This window comes from Mesorhizobium sp. M0174, from assembly GCF_040322275.1.
Taxonomy (GTDB): domain Bacteria; phylum Pseudomonadota; class Alphaproteobacteria; order Rhizobiales; family Rhizobiaceae; genus Mesorhizobium.
In genome coordinates this window covers 164835-186716 of record NZ_JAMYTB010000003.1, presented here as the reverse complement: position 1 = coordinate 186716, position 21882 = coordinate 164835, and the positions used below count along the sequence as shown (strand labels likewise).

At 63.0% G+C, this 21882-nt stretch carries 19 protein-coding genes and 1 pseudogene; 6 read left to right on the top strand and 14 right to left on the bottom strand.

Annotated features, from left to right (window positions below; genetic code table 11):
• Positions 1–25 precede the first annotated feature (25 nt).
• Together NKJ13_RS07320 and NKJ13_RS07315 are read right to left on the bottom strand one after the other, a co-directional pair.
• Positions 26–852 (bottom strand): annotated as a pseudogene (locus tag NKJ13_RS07320) (helix-turn-helix domain-containing protein).
• 111 nt (positions 853–963) lie between these two features.
• Positions 964–1134 (bottom strand): hypothetical protein, encoded by a 171-nt coding sequence (locus tag NKJ13_RS07315; protein WP_352777477.1) that lies wholly within the window; start codon positions 1132–1134, stop codon positions 964–966.
• A 189-nt stretch (positions 1135–1323) separates the two neighbouring features.
• On the opposite strand from NKJ13_RS07315, the gene NKJ13_RS07310 reads away from it, so the two are divergent.
• Positions 1324–1755 (top strand): tellurite resistance TerB family protein, encoded by a 432-nt coding sequence (locus NKJ13_RS07310; RefSeq protein WP_352777476.1) that lies wholly within the window; start codon positions 1324–1326, stop codon positions 1753–1755.
• A gap of 10 nt (positions 1756–1765) precedes the next feature.
• Here the strand turns inward: NKJ13_RS07310 and NKJ13_RS07305 are convergent, their stop codons facing one another.
• The 5 genes from NKJ13_RS07305 to NKJ13_RS07285 all read right to left on the bottom strand — a co-directional run bounded on the left by NKJ13_RS07305 (position 1766) and on the right by NKJ13_RS07285 (position 8344).
• On the bottom strand, positions 1766–3388 hold the full coding sequence (locus NKJ13_RS07305; protein WP_352777474.1) for an ABC transporter ATP-binding protein: 1623 nt from the start codon (positions 3386–3388) through the stop codon (positions 1766–1768).
• Positions 3385–4254, bottom strand: coding sequence for an ABC transporter permease (locus NKJ13_RS07300; protein ID WP_352777473.1), 870 nt, complete (start codon positions 4252–4254; stop codon positions 3385–3387). The genes NKJ13_RS07305 and NKJ13_RS07300 overlap by 4 nt, the downstream gene beginning before the upstream one ends.
• Positions 4251–5198, bottom strand: coding sequence for an ABC transporter permease (locus NKJ13_RS07295; protein WP_352777471.1), 948 nt, complete (start codon positions 5196–5198; stop codon positions 4251–4253). The genes NKJ13_RS07300 and NKJ13_RS07295 overlap by 4 nt, the downstream gene beginning before the upstream one ends.
• Before the next feature lie 247 nt (positions 5199–5445).
• Positions 5446–6924 (bottom strand): ABC transporter substrate-binding protein, encoded by a 1479-nt coding sequence (locus NKJ13_RS07290; protein ID WP_352737198.1) that lies wholly within the window; start codon positions 6922–6924, stop codon positions 5446–5448.
• Between the two features lie 130 nt (positions 6925–7054).
• On the bottom strand, positions 7055–8344 hold the full coding sequence (locus NKJ13_RS07285) for an acetylornithine deacetylase/succinyl-diaminopimelate desuccinylase family protein (RefSeq protein WP_352737197.1): 1290 nt from the start codon (positions 8342–8344) through the stop codon (positions 7055–7057).
• Between the two features lie 222 nt (positions 8345–8566).
• Between NKJ13_RS07285 and NKJ13_RS07280 the strand changes: the two genes are divergently transcribed.
• Positions 8567–8995, top strand: coding sequence for a L,D-transpeptidase (locus NKJ13_RS07280; protein ID WP_254818202.1), 429 nt, complete (start codon positions 8567–8569; stop codon positions 8993–8995).
• Positions 8996–9138: 143 nt separating this feature from the next.
• Here the strand turns inward: NKJ13_RS07280 and NKJ13_RS07275 are convergent, their stop codons facing one another.
• The 5 genes from NKJ13_RS07275 to NKJ13_RS07255 all read right to left on the bottom strand — a co-directional run bounded on the left by NKJ13_RS07275 (position 9139) and on the right by NKJ13_RS07255 (position 14103).
• The gene (locus NKJ13_RS07275) at positions 9139–10131 is read right to left on the bottom strand and encodes a lipid A biosynthesis lauroyl acyltransferase (RefSeq protein WP_352737196.1); all 993 of its coding nucleotides are present in this window, start codon (positions 10129–10131) and stop codon (positions 9139–9141) included.
• A 2-nt stretch (positions 10132–10133) separates the two neighbouring features.
• Complete coding sequence (locus tag NKJ13_RS07270; RefSeq protein ID WP_352477635.1) at positions 10134–11162, bottom strand: zinc-binding dehydrogenase; 1029 nt, start codon at positions 11160–11162, stop codon at positions 10134–10136.
• Between the two features lie 83 nt (positions 11163–11245).
• Positions 11246–12517, bottom strand: coding sequence for a beta-ketoacyl-ACP synthase (locus NKJ13_RS07265; RefSeq protein WP_023676464.1), 1272 nt, complete (start codon positions 12515–12517; stop codon positions 11246–11248).
• A 75-nt stretch (positions 12518–12592) separates the two neighbouring features.
• On the bottom strand, positions 12593–13780 hold the full coding sequence (locus NKJ13_RS07260) for a beta-ketoacyl-ACP synthase (RefSeq protein ID WP_352737195.1): 1188 nt from the start codon (positions 13778–13780) through the stop codon (positions 12593–12595).
• A gap of 38 nt (positions 13781–13818) precedes the next feature.
• Positions 13819–14103 carry an acyl carrier protein gene (locus tag NKJ13_RS07255; protein WP_352737194.1) on the bottom strand — a complete coding sequence of 95 codons (285 nt, stop codon included), beginning with the start codon at positions 14101–14103 and terminating at the stop codon, positions 13819–13821.
• 711 nt (positions 14104–14814) lie between these two features.
• Here NKJ13_RS07255 and NKJ13_RS07250 point away from each other — a divergent pair.
• On the top strand, positions 14815–15975 hold the full coding sequence (locus NKJ13_RS07250; RefSeq protein ID WP_352737218.1) for an epoxide hydrolase family protein: 1161 nt from the start codon (positions 14815–14817) through the stop codon (positions 15973–15975).
• Between the two features lie 216 nt (positions 15976–16191).
• Here NKJ13_RS07250 and NKJ13_RS07245 read toward each other — a convergent pair whose 3' ends face one another.
• Positions 16192–16740 carry a histidine phosphatase family protein gene (locus tag NKJ13_RS07245; RefSeq protein WP_254818209.1) on the bottom strand — a complete coding sequence of 183 codons (549 nt, stop codon included), beginning with the start codon at positions 16738–16740 and terminating at the stop codon, positions 16192–16194.
• Positions 16741–16846: 106 nt separating this feature from the next.
• Positions 16847–17797 (bottom strand): caspase family protein, encoded by a 951-nt coding sequence (locus NKJ13_RS07240; protein ID WP_352777468.1) that lies wholly within the window; start codon positions 17795–17797, stop codon positions 16847–16849.
• A gap of 149 nt (positions 17798–17946) precedes the next feature.
• Here NKJ13_RS07240 and NKJ13_RS07235 point away from each other — a divergent pair, with 149 nt between their 5' ends.
• The 3 genes from NKJ13_RS07235 to NKJ13_RS07225 all read left to right on the top strand — a co-directional run bounded on the left by NKJ13_RS07235 (position 17947) and on the right by NKJ13_RS07225 (position 21775).
• Positions 17947–18897, top strand: coding sequence for an AEC family transporter (locus tag NKJ13_RS07235; protein ID WP_352737192.1), 951 nt, complete (start codon positions 17947–17949; stop codon positions 18895–18897).
• Positions 18898–19212: 315 nt separating this feature from the next.
• A complete protein-coding gene (locus NKJ13_RS07230) occupies positions 19213–20670 on the top strand; it encodes an NAD-dependent succinate-semialdehyde dehydrogenase (RefSeq protein ID WP_352737191.1) in 1458 nt (485 codons plus the stop codon).
• Between the two features lie 79 nt (positions 20671–20749).
• Positions 20750–21775 (top strand): aldose epimerase family protein, encoded by a 1026-nt coding sequence (locus tag NKJ13_RS07225; protein WP_352737190.1) that lies wholly within the window; start codon positions 20750–20752, stop codon positions 21773–21775.
• Positions 21776–21882 lie beyond the last annotated feature (107 nt).

The window sequence follows — 21882 nt, the reverse complement described above, 5'->3', positions numbered from 1 at the left end:
GCTGGTTGCGCGTCTTGAAGAAATGTTACCTCGCGGCGACAGTGGTCGGCGTGACGCCTGCGAGGTCGCGGAACTCGCGCACCAGATGCGCCTGGTCGGCATAGCCGCAGTCGGCGGCGATGTCGGCCCAATCACTGTTGGCCTGTCTCGACAGGCCAAGCGCATGGTTGAAACGGACGATGCGCGACAGCGTTTTTGGGCCGGTGCCGACTGCGTCCGAAAATTTTCCGGCAAGATGCTTGCGGCTCCAGCCAAGCTTTTCGGCCAGCGTCGAGATGCGGGTCCGCCCACGCGTCGAGACGATCTTCTCATAGGCCCAGACCATTTCGGCCTGAGTGCGGTCTGCGGTTGCCAACCGATCGCCGACGAAGGCCTCGGCGATGGCAAAGCGTGAGCTCCAATCCGGCGCATTGCCAAGCCTTTCGCGAAGCGCGATGCCTTCGACGCCGAGCACGTCATCCAGGCCGACCATGCGGTCGGTCAGTTCGCTCATCGGGCGGCGAAGAAGCGACGAGCGCCGAGCGGAGTGAAATTGATCTGCACACAGCAGGCGCCGCCGAAGGATTCGATCACCACCGGCCCGGCATAAAGGCCGGCGGCAAAACTGGCGAAGCGGTCATTGTCGCTGGGGTTCCTGCCGAGCCCGATGGCAAAGGGTTCGGCAAAGCTGATGACCAGCGGCACGGTCAGCGAGGCATATTCGATCGCGCGGAAATGGCCTGGCATGGTTTCGCGAAAGCCGCACATGTCAGTGACGGCCCCCTGAAGCCGATGGCTCGGCGCGCGCCGCACCATCTCGAACCGATCGAGCTCCGGGCTGTCGTGGCGGCCGCCGTCTTCGCTGGTGGGCATGTGCTTTCCCTGGTCCAGGGATTCTAACAGACCATTCTGCAGAATCAAAAGCGCCCGGCTTTTTGGCCGGGCGCTCCGAGTTGCCTGAGATTCCGAATTGTCTGGACGTGTTTAAGCGCCGCGCATCAGACAGCCGGCGGCCAGCACGATGTAGGCGATGACGACAATCCACACGGAAGGCAAAGGGATAAACGCAAGAACGCCAAGCGCGGCGAGAACGCCGATGATGGCGATGACAAGGGATATGATAAAAATAAGCTGGGTAGGTGCACTGAGATTCATGTCCGTCCCTCCTCAACATGATTCGTACAGCGGCATAGTATCAGTCGCACGGTCACACACCAATGAGCGCAGCGGCTTGCCGGATTGGCCGGCAGCTTTCCGGCGAGAAAACAGGCGGCTCCAGAACGCGCACCCCCGTTTGCGCCAGGCCGATTCCGCGCTACCTTCCGAACGAATCGGAAGGGGCTGATGGCGATGGGATTGCTGGACCAGATACGCTCGATTTTCGACGGCGACCCCGGCGTGCGCAAGGTGGCGGACGATCCGGTGCTGTCGGCGGAGCTACTGATGCTGTTCCGCATGATCCTGGCCGATGGTTCGATCAGCGAAAGCGAAATGACCGCCTTCAGGCGTATCTGCCGGGACGCCTTCGGCATTCCCGAAACCAGCGTCGACAGCGTCATCGAATACCTCAACGAATTCGGCTACGAGACCAACGGCTCCCAGGCCATCGCGCAATTCCGCGACCTCGATGTCGAGCGGCGCAAGCTGCTCGCCCGCCACATGGCGGAAATCGCCAAGGCCGATTCGCAACTTGCCGGGAGTGAGATGCAGCTGCTACGCCGCACCCTCGACCTGCTTGAAATCAGCCCTGCCGATGTGGTCAAGCCGCAAGGCTAACGGTCGCCGCTCACCCTTGTTCCTGCAGTCGTTTCGCGATCGCCCGGTGCAAATCTGGAGCGGCGGCGACCAACGCCTTGGCCGCTGCGGATTGCGGGTGGTCGAGCACGTCGCTCGTCCTGCCGCGCTCGACGATCTTGCCGTCATGCATGACCATCACTTCGTCGGTGATGGCGCGGGCGACGGTCAGATCATGGGTGATGAACAGATAGGCGATGCCGAGCTTCTGGTTGAGGTCGGCGAACAGGTCGAGGATCTGGGCGCGGATCGAGACATCGAGCGCCGAGACCGGCTCGTCGGCGACGACCAGCTTCGGCCGCATGATGATGGCGCGGGCGATCGAAAGGCGCTGACGCTGGCCACCCGAAAACTCATGCGGATACTTGTCCATGTCGCCTGGTGAGAGGCCGACCTCGTGTAGCGCATGCGCCACCATCTCGCGTCGCGCGGCGGGCACCGGCTTCTTCTCCAGCACATGCAGCGGCTCGGCCACCAATCCCTCGACCTTCTGGCGTGGGTCGAACGAACCGTACGGGTCCTGGAACACGACCTGCATGTCGCGCCGTGCCGGCTTCAGCTCCGCCTCGCTCTTGCCGGTGAGGGTATCGCCGCGGAAGCGGATCGCTCCCGATGTCGGCCCGTCCAGCGCCAGGACCATGCGGGCGAGCGTCGACTTGCCGCAGCCGGAACGGCCGACGAGCGCCACCGACTGGCCGGGCGCCATCGAGAACGAGACATCGTCGACGGCGCGGATTGGAGCCGCGCGTTTCAACAGGGATGTGCGCCGTCCCGGATAATCCCGCGTTACGTTCTCTACCTGAAGCAGCGGTTTGGCCGATCCGCTGTCATGTGCGCGGGCCCGCGCCGGCACATGCATGGAGGCCTGCGCCAGCTGTCGCGTGTAGGGATGAAGCTGTTCGGACAGCGTGCGCGCGGTATCGCCGGCCTCCATCACCTCGCCATGGCGCAGGATGATGATGCGGTCCGCCATCTCGGTCACCACTGCGAGGTCGTGCGAGATCAGCAGAAGACCCATGCGGTTTTCCGCTACGAGGTCGCGCAGCAGGTCGAGAATCTGCGCCTGCAGCACCACGTCGAGCGCGGTCGTCGGCTCGTCGGCAATCAGCAGCTTGGGCTTCAGCGCACAGGCGATGGCGATGACGACGCGCTGGCGCTGGCCGCCGGAGAGTTCGTGCGGATAACGCGAGAGCGGGAATTGTGCTGCCGGCAGGCCGACCCGGTCCAGCATTTTTCGCGCCCGTTCCTCGGCGTCGGCGCGGCTCGCCCTGGTGTGCCAGCGAATACCCTCGGCGACCTGCTCGCCGATGGTTTTGACCGGATTGAGCGCTGTCATTGGCTCCTGGAACACCATGCCGATGTCGTCGCCGCGCAGCGCGCACATCTGGTCCTCGCTGGCGGCAAGGATGTCGATGCCGTCGAAGGTGATGCGTCCGCTGGTATGCGCCGCCCAGGGCAGAAGCTGCATCACCGTGAGCGCTGTCATCGACTTGCCGGAGCCGGATTCGCCAACCAGCCCCATCACTTCGCCCGGCGCGACGGAAAGTTCGATGTCTCTGAGGATACGGGTGCTGCCGATGGTCAGCGACAGCTTCTCGATTTCGAGCAGGCTCATCGCTGCCGCCGCGATTTCGGATCGAGAATGTCGGCAATGCCGTCGCCAAGCAGGTTCAGGCCAAGCACGGTGACGACGATCGCCATGCCTGGAAAGATCGCCATCCAAGGCGACACCACCATGCGGGTCTGGGCGTCAAACAGCATGCGGCCCCAACTCGGCATTGGCGGCTGGGTGCCCAGCCCGACATAGGAAAGCCCGGCTTCGGCCAGTATGCCCAGCGCGAACTGGATGGTGCCTTGCACCAGCAGCAGCGTGGCGATGTTGGGCAGCACATGTTCGATGCTGATCAGCGTCCTGCTCTTGCCGGCGGCGCGGGCGGCGAGGATGAATTCGCGCGGCCAGATCGCCAGGGCGCCCGCCCGGGCGACGCGCGCGAACACCGGGATGTTGAAGATGCCAATGGCAATGATGGCGTTGAACGCGCCCGGCCCGAAGATGGCGGTGATCATAATTGCCGAAAGCAGCGCCGGAAAGGCGAAGACCAAATCGTTCAACCGCATCAGCACGTCGTCGGCGAAGCCGCCGCGCGCCGCGGCAAAGGCGCCGAGCGGTACGCCGACGCCCATGCCGATGCCGACCGCCACCAGCGCCACGGCAATCGAGTTGCGGGCGCCAACCATGATCATCGACAGGATGTCGCGACCGAAATGGTCGGTGCCGAACCAGTGCGCCAGCGACGGCGCCTGGGTCTTGTCGGAAATGACCAGCCTGGTGACATCGTAAGGCGTCCAGAAGAAGGACATGATCGCGACCGCCGCCACCAGTGCGGTGATGAAGAAGCCGGCGAGGAACGAACGGTTTCGAAACGCCTTGGCCAGGATGCCGGCAAGGTTCTCGTCGGGGATGTCGATGTGCAGCGTCATTGCCGGCCTCTCAGGCGCGGATCGACCACCGCATAGGAGAGATCGACAACGAAATTGACGATTATGACCGCGGCGACCAGCAACATGACGACGCTCTCGACCACGATCAGGTCACGCTGAGTGATCGCCTGGAACACCAGCCGGCCGAGGCCGGGCAAGTAGAAGACGTTCTCGATGATGATGGTGCCGGCAAGCAGGAAAGCGAATTGCAGGCCTAGAATGGTGACCACCGGGATCATGGCGTTGCGCAGCGCATGCCGCCACAAGACAAGGCGATAGGGCAGGCCCTTGGCGCGGGCGGTTCGGATGTAGTCCTCGTTCAGCACTTCGATCAGCGCCGAGCGGGTGACCCGGGCGAGGATCGCCGCCTGTGGCAGAGCGAGGGCGACCGCCGGCAGAAGCAGCGATTTCAGTGCCGGCCAGACGCCGGCGCTCCAGCCGGGAAAGCCGCCGCCCGGCACCAGCCGCAGCCAGACAGCGAACAGATAAATCAGCATCAGCGCAAACCAGAAATTGGGCACGGCGACGCCAAGCTGGGCGGCACCCATCGCGATCGTGTCGCCGGCCCGGCCGTGCCTGCTGGCGGAAAACAGTCCGACCGGAATGGCAATGACGGTGGACAGCGCCAGCGCCATCAGTGCCAGCGGCAGCGAGACGACGAGGCGCTCACGGACCAGATCGATGACCGGTACCGAATAGGTGTAGGAACGGCCGAAATCGAGGCTCAGCAAGCCGCCGGCCCAATGCAGATAGCGCAGCACGACGGGAGCGTTGAGACCCATCTGGTTGCGCAGCAATTCGATCTGGTCGGCGCTGGCGTTCAGGCCAAGCATCAGCCGCGCCGGGTCGCCGGGAATGATCTCCAGCACGGCAAAGACCACCATCGAGGCCAGAACCAGCGTGACGACGGCGATGGCGAGCCGCTTGAGGAGGTAGGCGGTCATGGACGTTGAGGAACCGCTGTGTTGGCGAACGCAAAAACCGGGCGAAGCTTGCGTTCCCGCCCACCCTTTGTGCCGGACATCTCCCCCTCAAGCGGGGAGATTGAGCCCTCATCGCCGCTTTCGCTAACCACTGGCGTTGCCAGGGCAGTGCCAGCGCGGAAACGGCCAGTCTCCCCGCTTGAGGGGGAGATGTCCGGCACAGAGGGGGGTGTGACGGAGTGCAACTTTCGCCCCTTCTGTCAGCGCCTCAATCCGTCCACTTCACCTTGGTCAGGTCGTTGGCCTGGATCGGGGCGTTTTCCCACAGGCCCTGCAGTTTGGCGTCCCAGACGCCGACCTTCGGCAATTCGTACAGGAAGCCGACCACGGCGTCATCTGCCAGGACCTTCTGCGCCTCGCCGAGCAGCGTCGTGCGCTTGGCCTCATCGGAGGTAAGGTTCAGCTCCTCGATGATCTTGTCGAAGGCCGGATTGTCGTAATTGAAGTAATAGTCCTTACGCGAATAGATATCGATGTCGTTAGGCTCGGTATGGGAAACGATGGTCAGGTCGTAATCCTTCTTGGTGAAGACCTGGTCCAGCCATTGCGCCCATTCAACCGGTATGATCTCGAGATCGATGCCGATTTCGCGAAGCTCGGAGGCGATGATCTCGCCACCGAGCCGCGCGTAGGAGGGCGGCGGCAGCTTGAGCGTCGCCTTGAAGCCATTCTCCAGGCCGGCTTCCTTCAGCAATTCCTTGGCCTTCTCCACATTGTGAGGATAGAGGCCGGTGAGGTCGACATAGGCTTTGCTGGCGGGCGACATGTGCGAGCCGATCGGCACGCCGAGGCCGGCCGAGGCGCCGTCGATGATCGCCTTGCGATCGAGCGCAAAGGAAATCGCCTGCCTGACCTGCAGCTTGTCGAAGGGCGGCTTCTTGTTGTTGATCGACAGGATGGTTTCACCCTCGGTCGAGCCGATCACCACCTTGAAGCGTGGGTCGTCCTTCACCTGGGCGACGCTGTCGGGGTCGAAGAACGGAAAGGCCTGAACGTCGCCGGAAAGCAGCGCCGGAACGGCGGCGGCGGCATCCGGAATGATGCGGAACTCGGCCTTGTCGAGGAATACCGGGGCGCCCCAGTAACTGTCCGACTTGACCAGCGTGATCGATGAGCCCTTGGCCCAGTTCTGGAACTTGAATGGGCCGGTGCCAACAGGCTTTTCCTTGTTGGTGTCGGCTGTCTCAGGCGCCACGATAACCGCGTCGCCCCAGCCCATATTGTAGAGGAACGAGCCTTGCGGGTTCTTCAGCGTGACCTTTACCGTCGCGGGATCGACAACCTCGACCTTGTCGATGGCGGCAAACAGGCCCTTTTGCGCGTTGACAGAATTTTCGGCGCGGGCACGGTCGAGCGAGAATTTCACGTCGTCGGCGTTGAAGTCGGTGCCGTCATGGAATTTCACGCCGGTATGCAGCTTGAAAATGTAGACCTTGCCGTCGTCGGAAATGCTCCAGCTTTCCGCGAGATCGGGCAGCACCTCGCCGTTCGGGCCGATGCGGGTCAGGCCCTCGAAGACATTGGCATAGAGTACCTCGTCGATTGCCGCGGCGGCACCCGCGGTCGGGTCGAGATGCGGGGGTTCGAGCGTAATGCCGATGACCAGGTCGGTGCGCGCGGCCATCGCCGAGGTTCCGGCGGCCAACGCCAGCGCCGCGGCGGCCAGAATGGTTTTCCACAATTTCATCGTGCAACTCCCCATGTCTAAAACACGTGCTCAAACCCGGCCGGATAGAAGCGTGAATTCGCCGCCGAGTAAATTGCGTTTCGTCCCGTCGGCGGTCGCCGGGAGGAATGTTTTTTCGCCCAAGGCCGGATCATCGCGGGCCGGCGTCCCTCAGCAGAACGTCGAGGCCGATCGCCATCACCTTTGCCGAGTCCAGCATATCGGCAATGCCGACCCATTCATCGGGCCGGTGGGCGAGATCGAGGATGCCCGGGCCATAGGCGATGCAGTCATAGATGTGGCCGATACGGGCGATGTGCTTCTGGTCGTAAGTGCCGGGCGAAATCACGTAATCCGGTTCGCGGTCGAATATCTCCATGATGCCTTGCGCGACCGCCTTAACCACCGGCGCGTCGCGCTCGGTCATCAGCGGCAGCACCTCCATCAGATCGCGGATTTCGTAGTCGAACTTTTTGCGCTCGCGCTTCAGCCGTTCGAGGATATCGGTCACCTCGCTCTTGACCGTAGCGAGATCCTCTTCGAGCAGGAAGCGGCGGTCGATGGTCAGCCGGCAGGAATCGGGCACGTTGGGCGAGGGCAGGCCGGGCCGGAAATCCTCCGTCTGGCCGCCATGGACCGAGTTGATGTTCATGGTTGAGCGTTTTGCGCCTTCGGGCACGACCGGCATGCACGTCATCTTGCGGTCGAGCGCCGGAAACAATTCGTCCTCGAAGGCGCGCAGCACGGCGCCCATATGGCGCACCGCATTGTCGCCGAGGAACGGCATCGAGCCGTGCGCGATCTCGCCCCTGGTCTCGATCTCCGCCCACCAGACGCCGCGATGGCCAAGGCAGATGCGATCCTTGTTGAGCGGTTCGGGAATGATGACGTGGTCGACCTTCGGCCTGGAGAAATAGCCGAGCTTGGCCAGATGCGCGACGCCGCCAAAGCCGCCGGACTCCTCGTCGACCGTGCCTGAAATCTCGATGGCGCCGGGAAAATCGGGAAAGACCTCCATGAAGGCTTCAGCGGCGATGATCGAGGCGGCAAGCCCGCCTTTCATGTCGCAAGCGCCGCGGCCATAGACCTTGCCATCCCTGACGATGCCGGCGAATGGATCGAGACTCCAGCCGTCGCCGGGCTCGACGACGTCGATATGCGAATTGAAGTGCACGCAAGCACCCGGCGCCCGGCCATCGAAGCGGGCGACGACATTGACGCGCGGGTAATGGTCAGTGTCGCCAGGCGTGCCCTCGGCACGGATGAATTCCGTCTCAAAACCACGCTTCTTCAGCCGCGCGCCGATATATTCGGCACATGGCCGATAGGCTTCGCCGGGCGGATTGATGGTCGGAAAGCGGATCAGATCCGCAGTCAGTGCAACCAGATCATCGGCTCGGTCATCGATAGCCTTGAGGAGCCGTTCGTTCGGTTCGTTCATTCGGCGAATTGAGCAGCGGATGAGGGGGTTTTGCAAGCCCGATGGCGAATTGCCAGGCGATTGCGTGTCGTTACGGCAACTATTGCGGGAAATCGTTCAAATTCGCTGCTTGGGATTGGTGAAATCGTCAGGGAGTAAGTGTTAGCTCGCTGGCTTGCCATCAAAACGCTGGGGAACAGCGTGAGGGCAGGCAGGCAAGGGGCATCAAAGGGGTTTGATTGCATGAAAAACACTGTTCTCATGGCAGCTGCATTAGTAGCGATGCTGTTCGGTTCGTCGTTCGAGAGCCGTGCGGCCAGCCTGGTCGCGAACATCGATATTTCCTCGCAGACGATGACGGTAAGATACGGGCTGTCGTATTACCGGTGGAGCGTTTCCACCGCCCGCAAAGGCTACATCACGCCACGCGGCAGCTATCGTCCACAGCGGACGGCCCGGATGTGGTATTCGCGCAAATACGACATGTCGCCGATGCCCTATTCGGTGTTCTTCCGCGGCGGCTATGCCATCCACGGCACCGGCGCGATCCGGCAATTGGGGCGCCCGGCATCGCATGGCTGTGTGCGTCTTCACCCCAGCAACGCGGCCGCATTCTATTCGATGGTGCGCAAAGCCGGCTTCGGCAATACGCGGATCCTCGTGACGAATTAGGGTCTGCTCCTCGGCCCGCAACAAAAAACCCGCCGGAGCGGCGGGTTCGTCGGAGCCAAATAGCACCATAGCGAAATTAGTAGCATAGCTGCCGGCACAAAGCAAGAACAAAATAAGGCTTGTGCCCGAAAAAGATGGTGCGCTCAGGCGGCTTTGTAGCGCATTGTCGCCGGCCGACGCTTTTTGCGGCCGCTGATCTCCCAGCGCTTGTGGAACCACATCCACTGGCCGGGGTCTTCGCGCACCCAGCGCTCGACCACGTCGTTGAGAAGCTGGGTGGTGGCGGGGACGTCGACACTGCCGCCGGCGGTGCGCGGCAAGGTGAGCTTGTCCTCGATCTCTAGCCGGAAACGATTGTTCGGCAAGCGCACGCAGCGCGCCGGGTAGACATCGCAATCGTAGTGCCGCGCCAGGGTGCCGAGGACCCGGTTGCTCTCGCAGGGGCGGCCGAAGAATGTCGTCTCGAGCCCGCCGGTGAATTTCTGGTCGACTAGCACGCCGATATTGCCGCCCTTCTCCAGGACGGCCGCAAGCGCGAACGAGGCACCGGTCGAAGACGGCAGCAGCGATCCCATGCTCGAGCGGCGGGTCGAGAGGATGTAGTCGGCGAGGTAAGGGTTGTTGGGCGGGCGAAACAGCGCCGTGATATTCATGCCGAAAGTCGCCGCCGCCACCGGCAGCAGTTCGAAATTGCCGAGATGCCCGGTGAAGACGATATGCGGCTTGTCCTCGCCCGCGATGCGCACGAAATGCTCCACGCCCTTGACCTCGACGCGGCCTGGCTTCGTCGCAGTGGGATCGTAGTCGAACAAAGCATCGAGAAAAATGTATTCGGCGGCCAGGCGGGCCATGTTGCCCCACATGTCGGAAGCGATCGCTTCGATCTCGGCATCGCTTTTTTCCGGATAGGCCTGGCGCAGATTGTCGACCGCAACCTGATGGCGCGCCACCCAAGGGCCGATGCGGCGGGCGGCGCGGTCGGCAAAATTGAGCGCGCTGTCGGGCGGCAGCAGGCGCAGCGCGGAGATGATGATCATCGCGACCCGCGCGACCAGCCAGTAATTGAACTGGCGAAGCCGCCTGCCATAGCGGAATCCCAGGTCCCTGCGGATCTTCTTGAAGGCGTTGCCGATCATTCTCAGCCGACGCGCAGGATGATCTTGCCGAAGACGTCGCGGCCTTCCATGCGTTTCAGCGCCGCATCGATGCCGTCGAAGCCGACCTCGGTGTCGATCACCGGCGCGACCAGGCCCGCCGCCATCTTCTGCATGGCGTCGGCCATGTTTTCCATGCGGCAGCCGAACGAGCCGAGCAGCTTCAGCTGCTGCTGGAACAACTGCATCAAATTGATCTGCGTCGACACGCCGGAGGTCGAGCCGCAGGTGACCAGCCGGCCGCCGCGTTTGAGGCACAGCATGGACGCGGCAAAGGTGTCGGCGCCGACATGCTCGAACACCACGTCGACGCCCTTCTTCTTGGTCAGCTTGCGCACGACGCCCTCGAAGCGGTCGTCGCGGTAATTGATGACGTGGTCGGCGCCGAGCGCCTTGGCCTTGTCGATCTTGTCGTTCGAGCCGACGGTGGTGATGACCGTGCAGCCCATCTTCTTGGCCAGCTGAATAGCGGCGGAGCCGATGCCGGAGCCGCCGGCATGGACCAGTATCGTCTCGCCGGGCTGCAGCCGGGCATTGTCGAACAGCATGTGCTCGACCGTGCCGAAGGTGACAGGCGCCACCGCCGCGCCGATTTCGCTCACGCCTGGCGGGGCGGGGACCAGAAGGCGCGCCGGCAAGTTGATCTTTTCCTGCGCAAAGCCGTCGAGATGGAAGCCGTGGACGCCCGAAACATGCTCGCAGAGATTGTCACGGCCTTCGCGGCAGGCGCGGCAAAGCCCGCAGGTGCGGGCGCCATAGATCGACACCAACTGTCCGGGCAGGAGGCTGGAAACGCCGGGGCCGACCGCCTCGACCTCGCCTGAGGCTTCGGCGCCGACGACCAGCGGCAGCTTGCGCTTGGCGAAAGCCATGCCGCGCCAGCCCCAGACGTCGATATGGTTCAGCGCCACGGCCTTGATGCGCAGCGTCACCTCGCCGAGCGACGGCGGCGGCGGTGGCGGCAGGTCCACCGTTTCAAGCCGGCGATCCTCGATAAGTTGCAATGCGCGCATGCCAGATCCCAGGTTGCGCAGGACCGAGAACCGTTTCGGAAAGGACCATGCGCACGACAAAAGTGCTAGAGCGGAACGGTCGCTTAGACCGGTTCCCGCGCCATGACAAGGCAGGTGTTCTGGCCGCCGAAGCCGAAGGAGTTCGACAGGACGGTGCCGACCTCGGCGTTGCGCTTGGTGTTCGGCACCACGTCGAGCACGATCGCCGGGTCGGGATTGTCATAGTTGATGGTCGGCGGAATGACGCTTTCGCGCATCGTCATCAGCGAAAATGCGGCCTCGACGGCACCGGCAGCCGATAGGGTATGGCCGATCATCGACTTGTTCGACGAGACCGGCATTGATGAGATCCGCTCGCCGAATACCGTCGACAGCGACAAGTGCTCCATCTTGTCGTTTTCCGGCGTCGAGGTGCCATGGGCATTGACATAATCGATCCCGTCCTCGCTCAAGCCGGCATCGGCAAGAGCGGCGCGCACCGCCGCGATCGCCGGCGAACCGTCCGGCTTGGAGCGGGTGCGATGGAAGTCGTCGGCCTTTTCGCCGCAGCCGCGCAATATGCCGAGAACGGTGGCGCCGCGGGCCAGTGCTGCCTCCAGCGATTCCAGCACAAGGGCGCCCGAGCCTTCGGCCAGCACGAAGCCGTCGCGGTCCTTGGAGAAGGGTTTTGAGGCCTTTTCGGGGATGTCGTTATGGGTGGAGAGCGCGGACAGAAGCGAGAAGCGGATCAGCGCCTCGGCGGTCGCCGAGCCGTCGGCGCCGATCGACAGCGCCCTGTCGCATTCGCCGCGGCGGATCGCCTCGACACCGAGCTGGATCGCCGTGGCGCCCGAAGCGCAGGCGGTCGACAGCGTGATCGGCAGGCCACGCGTGCCGAAACGGTCGGCAAGCCGGTCGGCGATCGAGCCGAACTGGGTGGTCTCGAAGATGTCGAGTTCCCTGAGGCCGCGCGCTACCCGCAGCAGCCTCTCTGCACCGGTGTCGTGCGTGTCGGAATTGTAGAGCGAAAAGCGCTCGCTCCAGTCGAGCTCGACCGGCGGCGAAGCGAGGAAGAGCGGTCCGCCGAAATCGCCGGCATCGAGGCCGGCCTCCGACATCGCTTCCTGGGCGGCGGTTTCGGCAAGCTCATAGGTGAGAAGACTGGCGCCCTTGGAACTCGACGGCAGGAAATCGACCATGCCGGAGATGCGGGTGTTGAGATGATCGACCGGGAAGCGGGTGATCGGATGGATGCCGGATTTGCCTGACGTAAGTGCCGCCCAATTGTCGGCTTTGCCGACACCGAGCGACGTCACCACGCCGATGCCGGTGACCGCGACGATAGGCCTGCCCATATGGTCGTTCAGATTGGCCATTTGTTGTCCAAAAACCTGTTTCTCTTGCAGCAATCGGATCGCCCGAAACCGCATCACACTTTTCGGTCCGATGCTCTAGGCGGCTTTGATCAGCGCCATGCCCTCGAATTGGTGATAGCCGATCGCCGTTGCAAGGACGGTCTTCGGGACGCCGGAAAACGGTTTTTCGACTGTGGCGTCGAAGACAGGGTAGGCCGCCTTGCGGTCGACAGCCAGGGCCGCCAGCGCAACGGCAAAGGGGAACTGCGCTTCCTTCATGTGGCCGGTCAGCGTCGAAAAGCCGCGTGCGGCGATCGCCGGATTGGCCTCGAGTGCCGATTTCTCGGCGGCGGTCGCGGCATGGGCGCCCGAAGCGCCGGAGATCGCCAGCAGTTCGCCGTCCGGCAATGCGGCTTGCTTCAACAGCGCGGCGATCTCACCGGCGAGTTCGCCCCGCCGTCGCCTGGCGCGACCGGACAGGACCGGGCCGAGTTCCGCGTAGATCTTCCGGCCACGGCTTTCCGCGTGCTCGCGCTGCTCCAGGACGAGAAACGCGCCGCCGGATCCGGTCACCACACCGCCGCCTTCGGCGCCTTGCCTCTGCCAGACCGGCCGCCACGCGCCGCGATGCAGGTAGCCGGCCAATTCATAGCCGAGCAGCATGTCGGAATGTTCGGTCTGGAAAGCGCCGCCGACCAGTATATGCGTCGACTGGCCGGAGCGGATGCGCGCGGCCGCCGTCTCGACCGCGGCAACGCCCGCACCTTCCTCGCCCATGAAGGTGCGAGAGGAGCCTGTCACCTTGTGGACGATCGAGATGTTGCCGGCGAGCAGGTTGGAAAGCTGTGCCAGAAACAGCGTCGGGCGCAATTCCGTGGTCAGCTTCTCGTTAAGCAGCACGTCGCGGTCATTGCGGCTTTCCGATGCCGCGAGAATGGCCGCATCGACCGCCTCGTCGCGCTCGCCGCCGCCGGCGGCCACCACCATGTCCATGGTCGCGCAGAGTTCGTCATTGCCCTTGATGCCGGCATCGTCGAGCGCAAGGCCGGCCGCATAGGTGCCGAGCCTCTGCCAGGTCTCCATCTGCCGCTGGTCGCCGCGCTTGGCGATCTGCAGGTTCCAGTCGATCTCCGGTAGCGGATGGACCGTATAGGGCGAGAAGCGCGAGGCCTCCAGAACCGGCTCAAGGCGCGGCTGGACAAGCTTTTGCCAATGCGCATCCGGACCCTCGCCCAGCGACGAGACAAGGCCGATGCCTGATATGACGACGTCGTGGGGGTTCATTGGGGGCTGTTGTGGGTCGGGCGCGTCAGGCGCTGTGTTCACGCGGCGTTCTTGGCGGCGACGAGCGCGTCGATCTTGGCGCACAGGTTCTTCATGACGAAATAGTCGTCGGTCGAAGCCTTGCCGTCGTTGACCTCCTGCGTCCACTTTTCCAGCGGCACCTTGATGCCGAATTCCTTGTCGATGGCAAAGACGATGTCGAGGAAGTCGAGGCTGTCGATGCCGAGATCGTCGATGGTGTGGCTTTCGGGCGTGATCGTCTCGATATCGATCTCGCTGGTGTCGGCGATGATCTTGGCGACGTTGTCGAACGTGGTGGACAAGGGCTTTTCCTTCGATTGCGGGCGGAATCTGTCCGCATGTGTTTGGCGCTGTCTAATCGGTTTTTCCGGGCAGGAAAAGGCCTGATGCGCCGACCGCAGCTGGGATTGATGTTCTGGCAGAGCAATAGGGGTCGCTGGCAACCCCTCCCGGCGATATGCCCAAACCGTCCCATCTCTGGTCATTGCGTGTACCAATGTACCACGAAGATCTATGACTACAGAAACGCTCGCAGACCGGGTGCGCCTGGAAAAACGATTGGCGAAGGTGCTCAAGGCCTTGGCTGAGCATCGCGACATGAGCCTGGGTGGACGGCTGGCGCATCGCATCCGCTATGTTCGCGTTACGCCGGATTCGCGTTTCGGATTTGTCGAGGTGGCCTGCCGACCGACACTAACGGAGGCACGGAGGCGTCGATTACCTATGCGTTCACGGCCTTGAGCCCGGCAGGAGCATCGTATCTGTCCGAACTGACGGAGGACGCGTTCGCGGACATGATCGAGGGATGGAAGCTCCGTGTCGACGCTTGGCTGGTAGCGGTGAAAATCTGACGCCAGGTAACTTAAACGAATTGCCACCAGGTGGAATGTTACCTTCGTCTCGTAGATGGGAACGAGCAAGTAGCGGACAAAGCGGTCGCTCAGTGAGTTTTCCTTCGTTCTGTGCCTTGATGGGACAATTCTTCGCCGCTGATCGGAGCAACACCCGTGGCCATGCATTCCTTCCACATCCACATCCCGGATGAACAGATCGAGTACCTACAGCGTCGTATCCAAGCGACAAGATGGCCGTCGTCGATCTTCGCATACGGATGGGAGGACGGTACTGACGTTGATTTCCTCAGAAAGCTTTCACGTTACTGGGGATACGATTTCAGGTGGCGCGATCACGAAAAACGTCTGAACCTCTTGCCTCAGTTTAGGGTCACGATAGACGGGTGCGACATCCATTTCGTTCACCAGAAAGGAAAGGGGTCAGCGCCCTTGCCGTTGATCCTCACTCATGGCTGGCCCGGCTCCTTCGCCGAGTTCGAGCATGTCATTCCGCTGCTCACGGATCCTGCCAAATACGGCGGGGATGCCGATGACGCCTTCGATGTCGTCGCACCGTCGCTTCCGGGTTTCGGCTTCTCGTCCCCGCCGCGTCAGGCCGGCGTTAGCTCAAAGCATGTCGCGAAGCTGTGGCGGGGGCTGATGCGCGAACTGGGACATGATCGCTTCGCCGCACAAGGTGGCGACATCGGCGCCGGAGTCTCGACCTGGCTCGCACGGCTTTACCCAGAGGACCTTATCGGATTGCACCTGAATTACATTCCAGGCAGTTTCCGCCCGACCCTCGGTCGCGGCGACCCACCTGTCACGCCGGAGGAGAAGGCATTCCTCGACAGTGCGGCGAATTTCGCCGCGACGGAGGGGGCCTACGCTTTTCTGCAGGGGACCAAGCCCCAGACGCTAGCCTTTGCACTGACAGATTCCCCAATCGGGCTGGCCGCATGGATTGCCGAGAAGTTCCGCAGTTGGAGCGACTGCGAAGGCGAACTCGAACGCGCCATCCCTCTAGACACGCTGCTTACCGACATCTCGCTCTACTGGTTCGGTAACACGATCGAGGCCTCGCTCCGGATTTACAAAGAGAACCGGCTCTGCCCCCTGATCTTCGGGCCAAGGGAGCGAATAACACCGCCCCTCGGCGTTGCAGTCTTCCCCCGAGAGCTTCCTATGCCACCTCGCTCCTGGGTCGAGCGAGTCTTCCGTGTCGAGCGCTGGACCGACATGCCGAAAGGAGGACATTTCGCGGCGATTGAGCAACCCGAACTCCTGGTCGAGGACATCCGGGCCTTTTTTCAGCCGCTGAGGCTCCGGCCGGCAAAGTAGAGGACGAAAACCTCCCCCGTTGTCACGGCTCGGAAGTCCTGATGAGACGTACCATCGCATTCGCTTTCGTTGAAAGCACTCGTTGGTTCTGACCAAGGGTCAATGTCGACCTTGGACTCGATCAAGACCTCATCGCGGGTCGGAACCAGTATTCCGCTTAAGGTACCAAACGCTAGATTTCACTACTAGCGAACGCTTCAACCGGCTCCGGCGCAGTCAGAAAGTGACGCGGCCGAGTACTCGCAGGCCGTCGCCCTGCGGCTCGACGACCACGGCCTCGCCTTCACGCGGCGAGATCCCGGTCAATTCCTTGATGTTTTCGAGATGCGTGACCATGACCAGATTGTCGGAGCCGGAATAGCCGCGGATCTCGGCAAGGATCGCGGCAATCTGGTCGGCCTTTTCCTTTTCGTCGGTCTTCAGCAGGTCAAGCGGTGCGAACGGCTCCGGCTCGCTTTCGAAAGCGATGCGGGCGGTCTCGAGGCAGCGGCAATAGCGGCTGGACAGCACGCGCTCGACCGGTGCGGCGCGGGCGCCAAACAGCGCGCCGATCTTGCGCGCCTGTTGCTTGCCGCGCTCAGAGAGATTGACCTGGGTCGCGCATTTGCCGAGGTCGAAATTGGCCGCATCGGTGGTGCCGGTGACCATGGCATGGCGAAGCAGGACCACATGCCCGCCGTCGCGGAGCAGCGCCCAGCCGGCTTCCGTCGCATGGGCTGTGGCGGAAACGGCAAGCAGCAGCAGCGCCAGCACAAATCGAAGCATCAGACATCCTTTTCGGGTGACCGGCAGGCAGGTCCCCGGTGACCGGCATATAGGGACGGCAAAGCCGGCTGAAAGACAAGCCGAGTGCAACCTGTGGCCGAGACGCCTATTTCTTCGCTATCTGCTTCTTCACCAGATCGATCTTGCGGTCGGTCAGCAGGATGGGGAGTGTGTAGCCGGCTTCGGTAAAGCCTTGCTTGGCGTTCTCGAAGAATTCGATCGCCTTTTGGTATTCGGCATTGCCGCCGCCATAGCTGCCGCGGTTCCAGTGGACGTCGCCGAGATTGTTCTGCTCGAAGGCCCATTGCATCGGCTGGCCTTCGCGGGTGAAGACCTTGAGCGTCGCCTCGAAGGCGGCTTCGGCTTCGTCCAGATATTTGCCGGTCCGTTCGAGATTGCCGAGATTGATCAGGCTCATGCCGATCACCGTCCCCAGATTTTCCGTCGCGGTAACGTTCGCCAGTGCCCTGGCGCCGCGCATCGGCTCCAGCCCGCCGGCGCCGATCGGCGAGGCCGAGGCGGTGGGCGCCCGGCGCAGCACCGCGTCGGCCGGAAACGGGTTGGTGCGGCAGGCATCGAGCAGCATGATCGTTACCGGCACGGTCTTCTTCAGTTCGTCCATGACGGCGGAGATCGGCACCAGGGCCTGATCGGCGTCCTTCAATGAAGAAACGTCGGCGTCGACCGGCACCAGATAGTTTTCGCCGCCGGCCTCGATGCCGTGGCCGGAATAGTAGATCAAGGCGACGTCGGCGTCCTCGGCATCCTCAGCGAAACGCTCGAGGTCGCGCTTCAGCTTTGCCGCGTCGCGGTCGGTGACGCTGCGCGCGTCGAAGCCCAGATCGGTCAGCATCTTGGCGATGTCGCGGGCGTCGTTGGCGGGGTTGGGAAGAGCCGCTATGTGTCGGTATTTCGACTGGCCGACAATCAGCGCCACGCCCTTGAGGCTCTCCGGCTCCGCGGCATGAGCCGAGGTCACCACGAGGCAAAGCATGGCGCCGACGAAAGCCGTCAGCCACGCCTGCTTGAAGAAGTACTGATTTCCGACAAGGCCCATTCGCCGCGTGTCCCCCGACAACCCTGTATAGCGCTGGCATCCAACCATGAGCAAATTCGGGCAAGATCCGAGCAGCCGGATTGTTGGCCGGTACATTCGCGAGGGAAGGGCGATTGCGCCGCCGCCCGGCCTCGCCTATCACGGGAAAAATGTCTCCGCTTACCGAAACCGTCCTCTTCGTCTTCAGTCTCGTCGGGCTCGGCTATCTTGCCGGGTTGACCGGCTATTTGAAGCCGGCGAGCGGCGAGGGCGTATCCGAATTCGCCATCAACGTGGCAATGCCGCTTTTGCTGTTCCAGACCATGGTAAAGGCCGATTTCCACGGCGTGGCGCCGTGGCCGCTATGGGGCGCTTATTTCGCGGCGGTCGCGCTCACCTGGGCCACCGGCCATCTGGTTATTACGCGCATCTTCGGGCGGGACGCCCGCGCCGGCGTCGTCGGCGGCGTATCGTCGTCCTTCTCCAACGTTGTCCTGCTCGGCGCGCCCTTCATCATCGGCGTGTTCGGGCCGGCCGGGTTCGAAGTGCTGTCACTGCTCGTCTCCATTCACTTGCCGGTGATGATGATGGCCTCGATCATCCTGTTCGAGATGTTCGGCCGCGGCGGCAGCGAGCCTGTGCATCCGCTCCGCGTCGTCAGGAGCTTTCTCAGGAGGGTATTCATCAATCCGCTGATCATCGGCATACTGGCCGGGTTGGCGTGGCGCTTCACCGGTGCGCCACTGCCGGTGCTTGCGACGCGGCTGAGCGACGCGCTGGCCGGCACGGCCGCCCCGGTTGCGCTGTTTGCCATGGGGCTCAGCCTGCGCCGCTTTGGCATCTCCGGCAATGTAAGGCCGGCGCTGGCGCTGTCGGCGCTGAAACTGTTCCTGATGCCGGCGCTGGTTCTCGGCCTGGTGTGGCTGATCGGCTTGCCGCCATTGACGGCCAAGGTGGCGGTGATGGTTGCGGCGCTGCCGTCCGGCATCAATTCCTATCTCATCGCGGTGCAGTTCAACACCGGCCAGGCACTGGCATCGAACCAGATGACCATCGCCACCGCCTGTGCTGTCGTGACCACTGCGTTTTGGCTGGCCGTGGTCGTCCATGTTTTTGGGTAGGGTATGTCGATAGTCGGGTGATGCCGGCCTGCGAATGGCGGTTTCCTGCGCTTCCGGTACTCACGGACCCGAATGTCCGCTCCGTTCCGGTTCTCGGAACCCACCCTTCTCGACTCGGCCTGACCTGAATCTCAACATACCCTGGAGCCTTGGCTGCATCGCTCTCGCTTTGGCTGGCCCAAACCCTATATGCCATCTTGTGATTGCTTGCGGGGCTTGCCCTGGGCTAAGAGCAGTGGCTCTAGCGATGCTATCGCGCACGTCCATTCACGAAATCAGCGACCGGCCCGCCAGGTGCCGAACGGAGGCGAGATCATGCTTCAGAAAACCAGCCATTTCATGCGGCAGGCCAATCTCATCAATGGCGAATGGGTGCAGGCCGATTCAGGCCAGACGATCGACGTCAACAATCCTGCCACCGGCCTCAAGATCGGCACTGTGCCGAAGTCGGGCAAGGCCGAGACCCGCCGCGCCATCGAAGCCGCCGACGCTGCTTTCCAGACATGGCGCAAGACCACCGCGCTCGAACGCTCGAAGCTGTTGCGCAAGCTGCACGACGCGATGATGGACAATCAGGACGTGCTGGCCGAACTGCTGACCATCGAGCAGGGCAAGTCGCTGTTCGAATCGAAGGGCGAGATCGGCTCGGCCGCGTCCTACATATTGTGGTTCGCCGAAGAAGGCCGCCGCACCTATGGCGACGTCGTGCCGTCGCCCTGGGCGGACCGCCGTATCCTGGTGACCAAGGAACCGGTCGGCGTCATCGCCGCCATTACGCCGTGGAATTTCCCATCCTCGATGCTGGCCCGCAAGCTTGGCCCGGCGCTTGCCGCCGGCTGTACCGCCGTGGTCAAGCCCGCGTCGCAGACGCCTTATTCCGGCCTTGCCTGGGGCGCGCTTGCCGAGGAGGTCGGCTTCCCCAAAGGCGTAATCAATATCCTGACCGGGGCCGCCGGTGAGATCGGCGACGAGATCTGTGCCAACCCGCTGGTCAAGAAGATCACCTTCACCGGCTCGACGGAGGTCGGCAAGATCCTGATCCAGAAGTCGTCGGTGACCGTCAAGAAAGTGTCGATGGAGCTCGGCGGCAATGCGCCGTTCATCGTCTTCGACGACGCCGACATCGAGCGGGCCGTCGCCGGCGCCATCACCGCCAAGTACCGCAATTCCGGCCAGACCTGCGTCTGCACCAACCGCTTCCTGGTGCAGGCCGGCATCTACGACCAGTTCGTCGAAAAGCTGGCTGCTGCGAGCAACGGCCTGAAGGTCGGTTCCGGCCTCGAAGACGGCGTCCAGCAGGGGCCGCTGATCGACGAGAAGGCGGTGGAGAAGGTCGAGGAACTGATTGCCGACGCTACCGCCAAAGGCGGCAAGGTCGTCGCCGGCGGCAAGCGCCACGCGCTCGGCGGCTCGTTCTTCCAGCCGACGGTGATCGCCAATGCCACGCCGAAAATGCGCTTCATGAAGGAAGAAATCTTCGGCCCGGTAGCGCCGGTATTCAAGTTCGAGACCGAGGAAGAGGCGGTGGCACTCGCGAACGACACCGAGTTCGGCCTGGCCTGCTATTTCTACACCGGCGATCTCGGCCGCGCCTTCCGGGTCATGGAAGGCCTGAAATACGGCATGGTCGGCGTCAATGAGGGGCTCATCACCACCCCTGAAGCGCCGTTCGGCGGCGTCAAGGAATCGGGCCTCGGCAAGGAAGGCGGCCATCAGGGCATCGAGGATTATCTGGACACCAAATATGTCTGCATCGGCGGACTTGGTCTCTAGAAGCCTGATGCGGTAATACCGAAACGACCCTGGGCCGCTTCGAAAGGCCAGGCTGGCATCGAGCAGCAAACTTGCGAGCATGGCAATGAAGGACGGCGAGGTTTTCGGCACGACGCAGGCGGGCGAGGCCGTCCGCCGCTTCACCATCCGTGGCGGCGGCCTTACCGCCAACATCATCGGGCTGGGTGCGATCATCCAGGATCTGCGTCTGGCCGGGCACGACGCGCCGCTGGTGCTCGGCTATGACCGATTCGAGCATTATGAGACCGATACCGCCTTCTTCGGCACCGTCGTCGGGCGCTACGCCAACCGTATCCGCGACGGCCGCTTCACGCTTGCCGGCAAACGCTATCAGACCGAGCGCAATTTCCTCGAAAAGCACACGCTGCATGGCGGTTCGCAAGGTTTTTCGCGCCGGGCCTGGGCGGTTTCGCTGCATGGCAGGGATTTTGTCACGCTGACCCTGCACGACCCCGACGGCACGATGGGCTTTCCCGGCGCGCTCGACGTGACCTGCACCTACCGGCTGAAGATCCCCGGCACGCTCAGCGTCGAACTGACCGCCACCTGCGAGGAGCCGACGCTCTGCAACCTCACCCAGCATTCCTATTTCAACCTGGATGACGGCGGCGCCGGCGACATTCTCGACCACCGGCTGATGCTGAATGCCGGCGCTTATCTTCCTGTCGACGCCGATCTGATCCCGACAGGCACGGTCAAGCCGGTCGACGGCACACCTTTCGACTTTCGCCAGGCGCGGCCGCTGCGCATGGAGACCGAGGGCGAACAGCTCCCCTACGACCAGAATTTCTGCTTCGCCTCGACCCGCGGGCCGCTGAAGCAGGCATCATGGGCGCAAGGCGCGAATTCCGGCGTCGAGATGGAGCTCTGGACCACGGAGCCGGGCGTCCAGCTCTATACCGGCCAGTACTTGGCGCCGTCTTCGCCTGGATTGGGGGGGCGTCAATACAAGGCCTTTTCGGGCTTCTGCCTGGAGCCGCAAATCTGGCCGGATGCGCCGAACCGGCCGTATTTCCCGCAAGCCACGCTGTGGCCCGGGCAGATCTACCATCACGTGACGGAATACCGGTTCAGGCTGCCTTAGGGTTGGACTGCCGCTGCCGAAGCGTACGACTCGATCGTCGCGAACATGCCCAGCGCGGCGCCTCGAGATCCCTAGTCTGCGGCAGAGCTTCAGCCATCTGGCGGGTA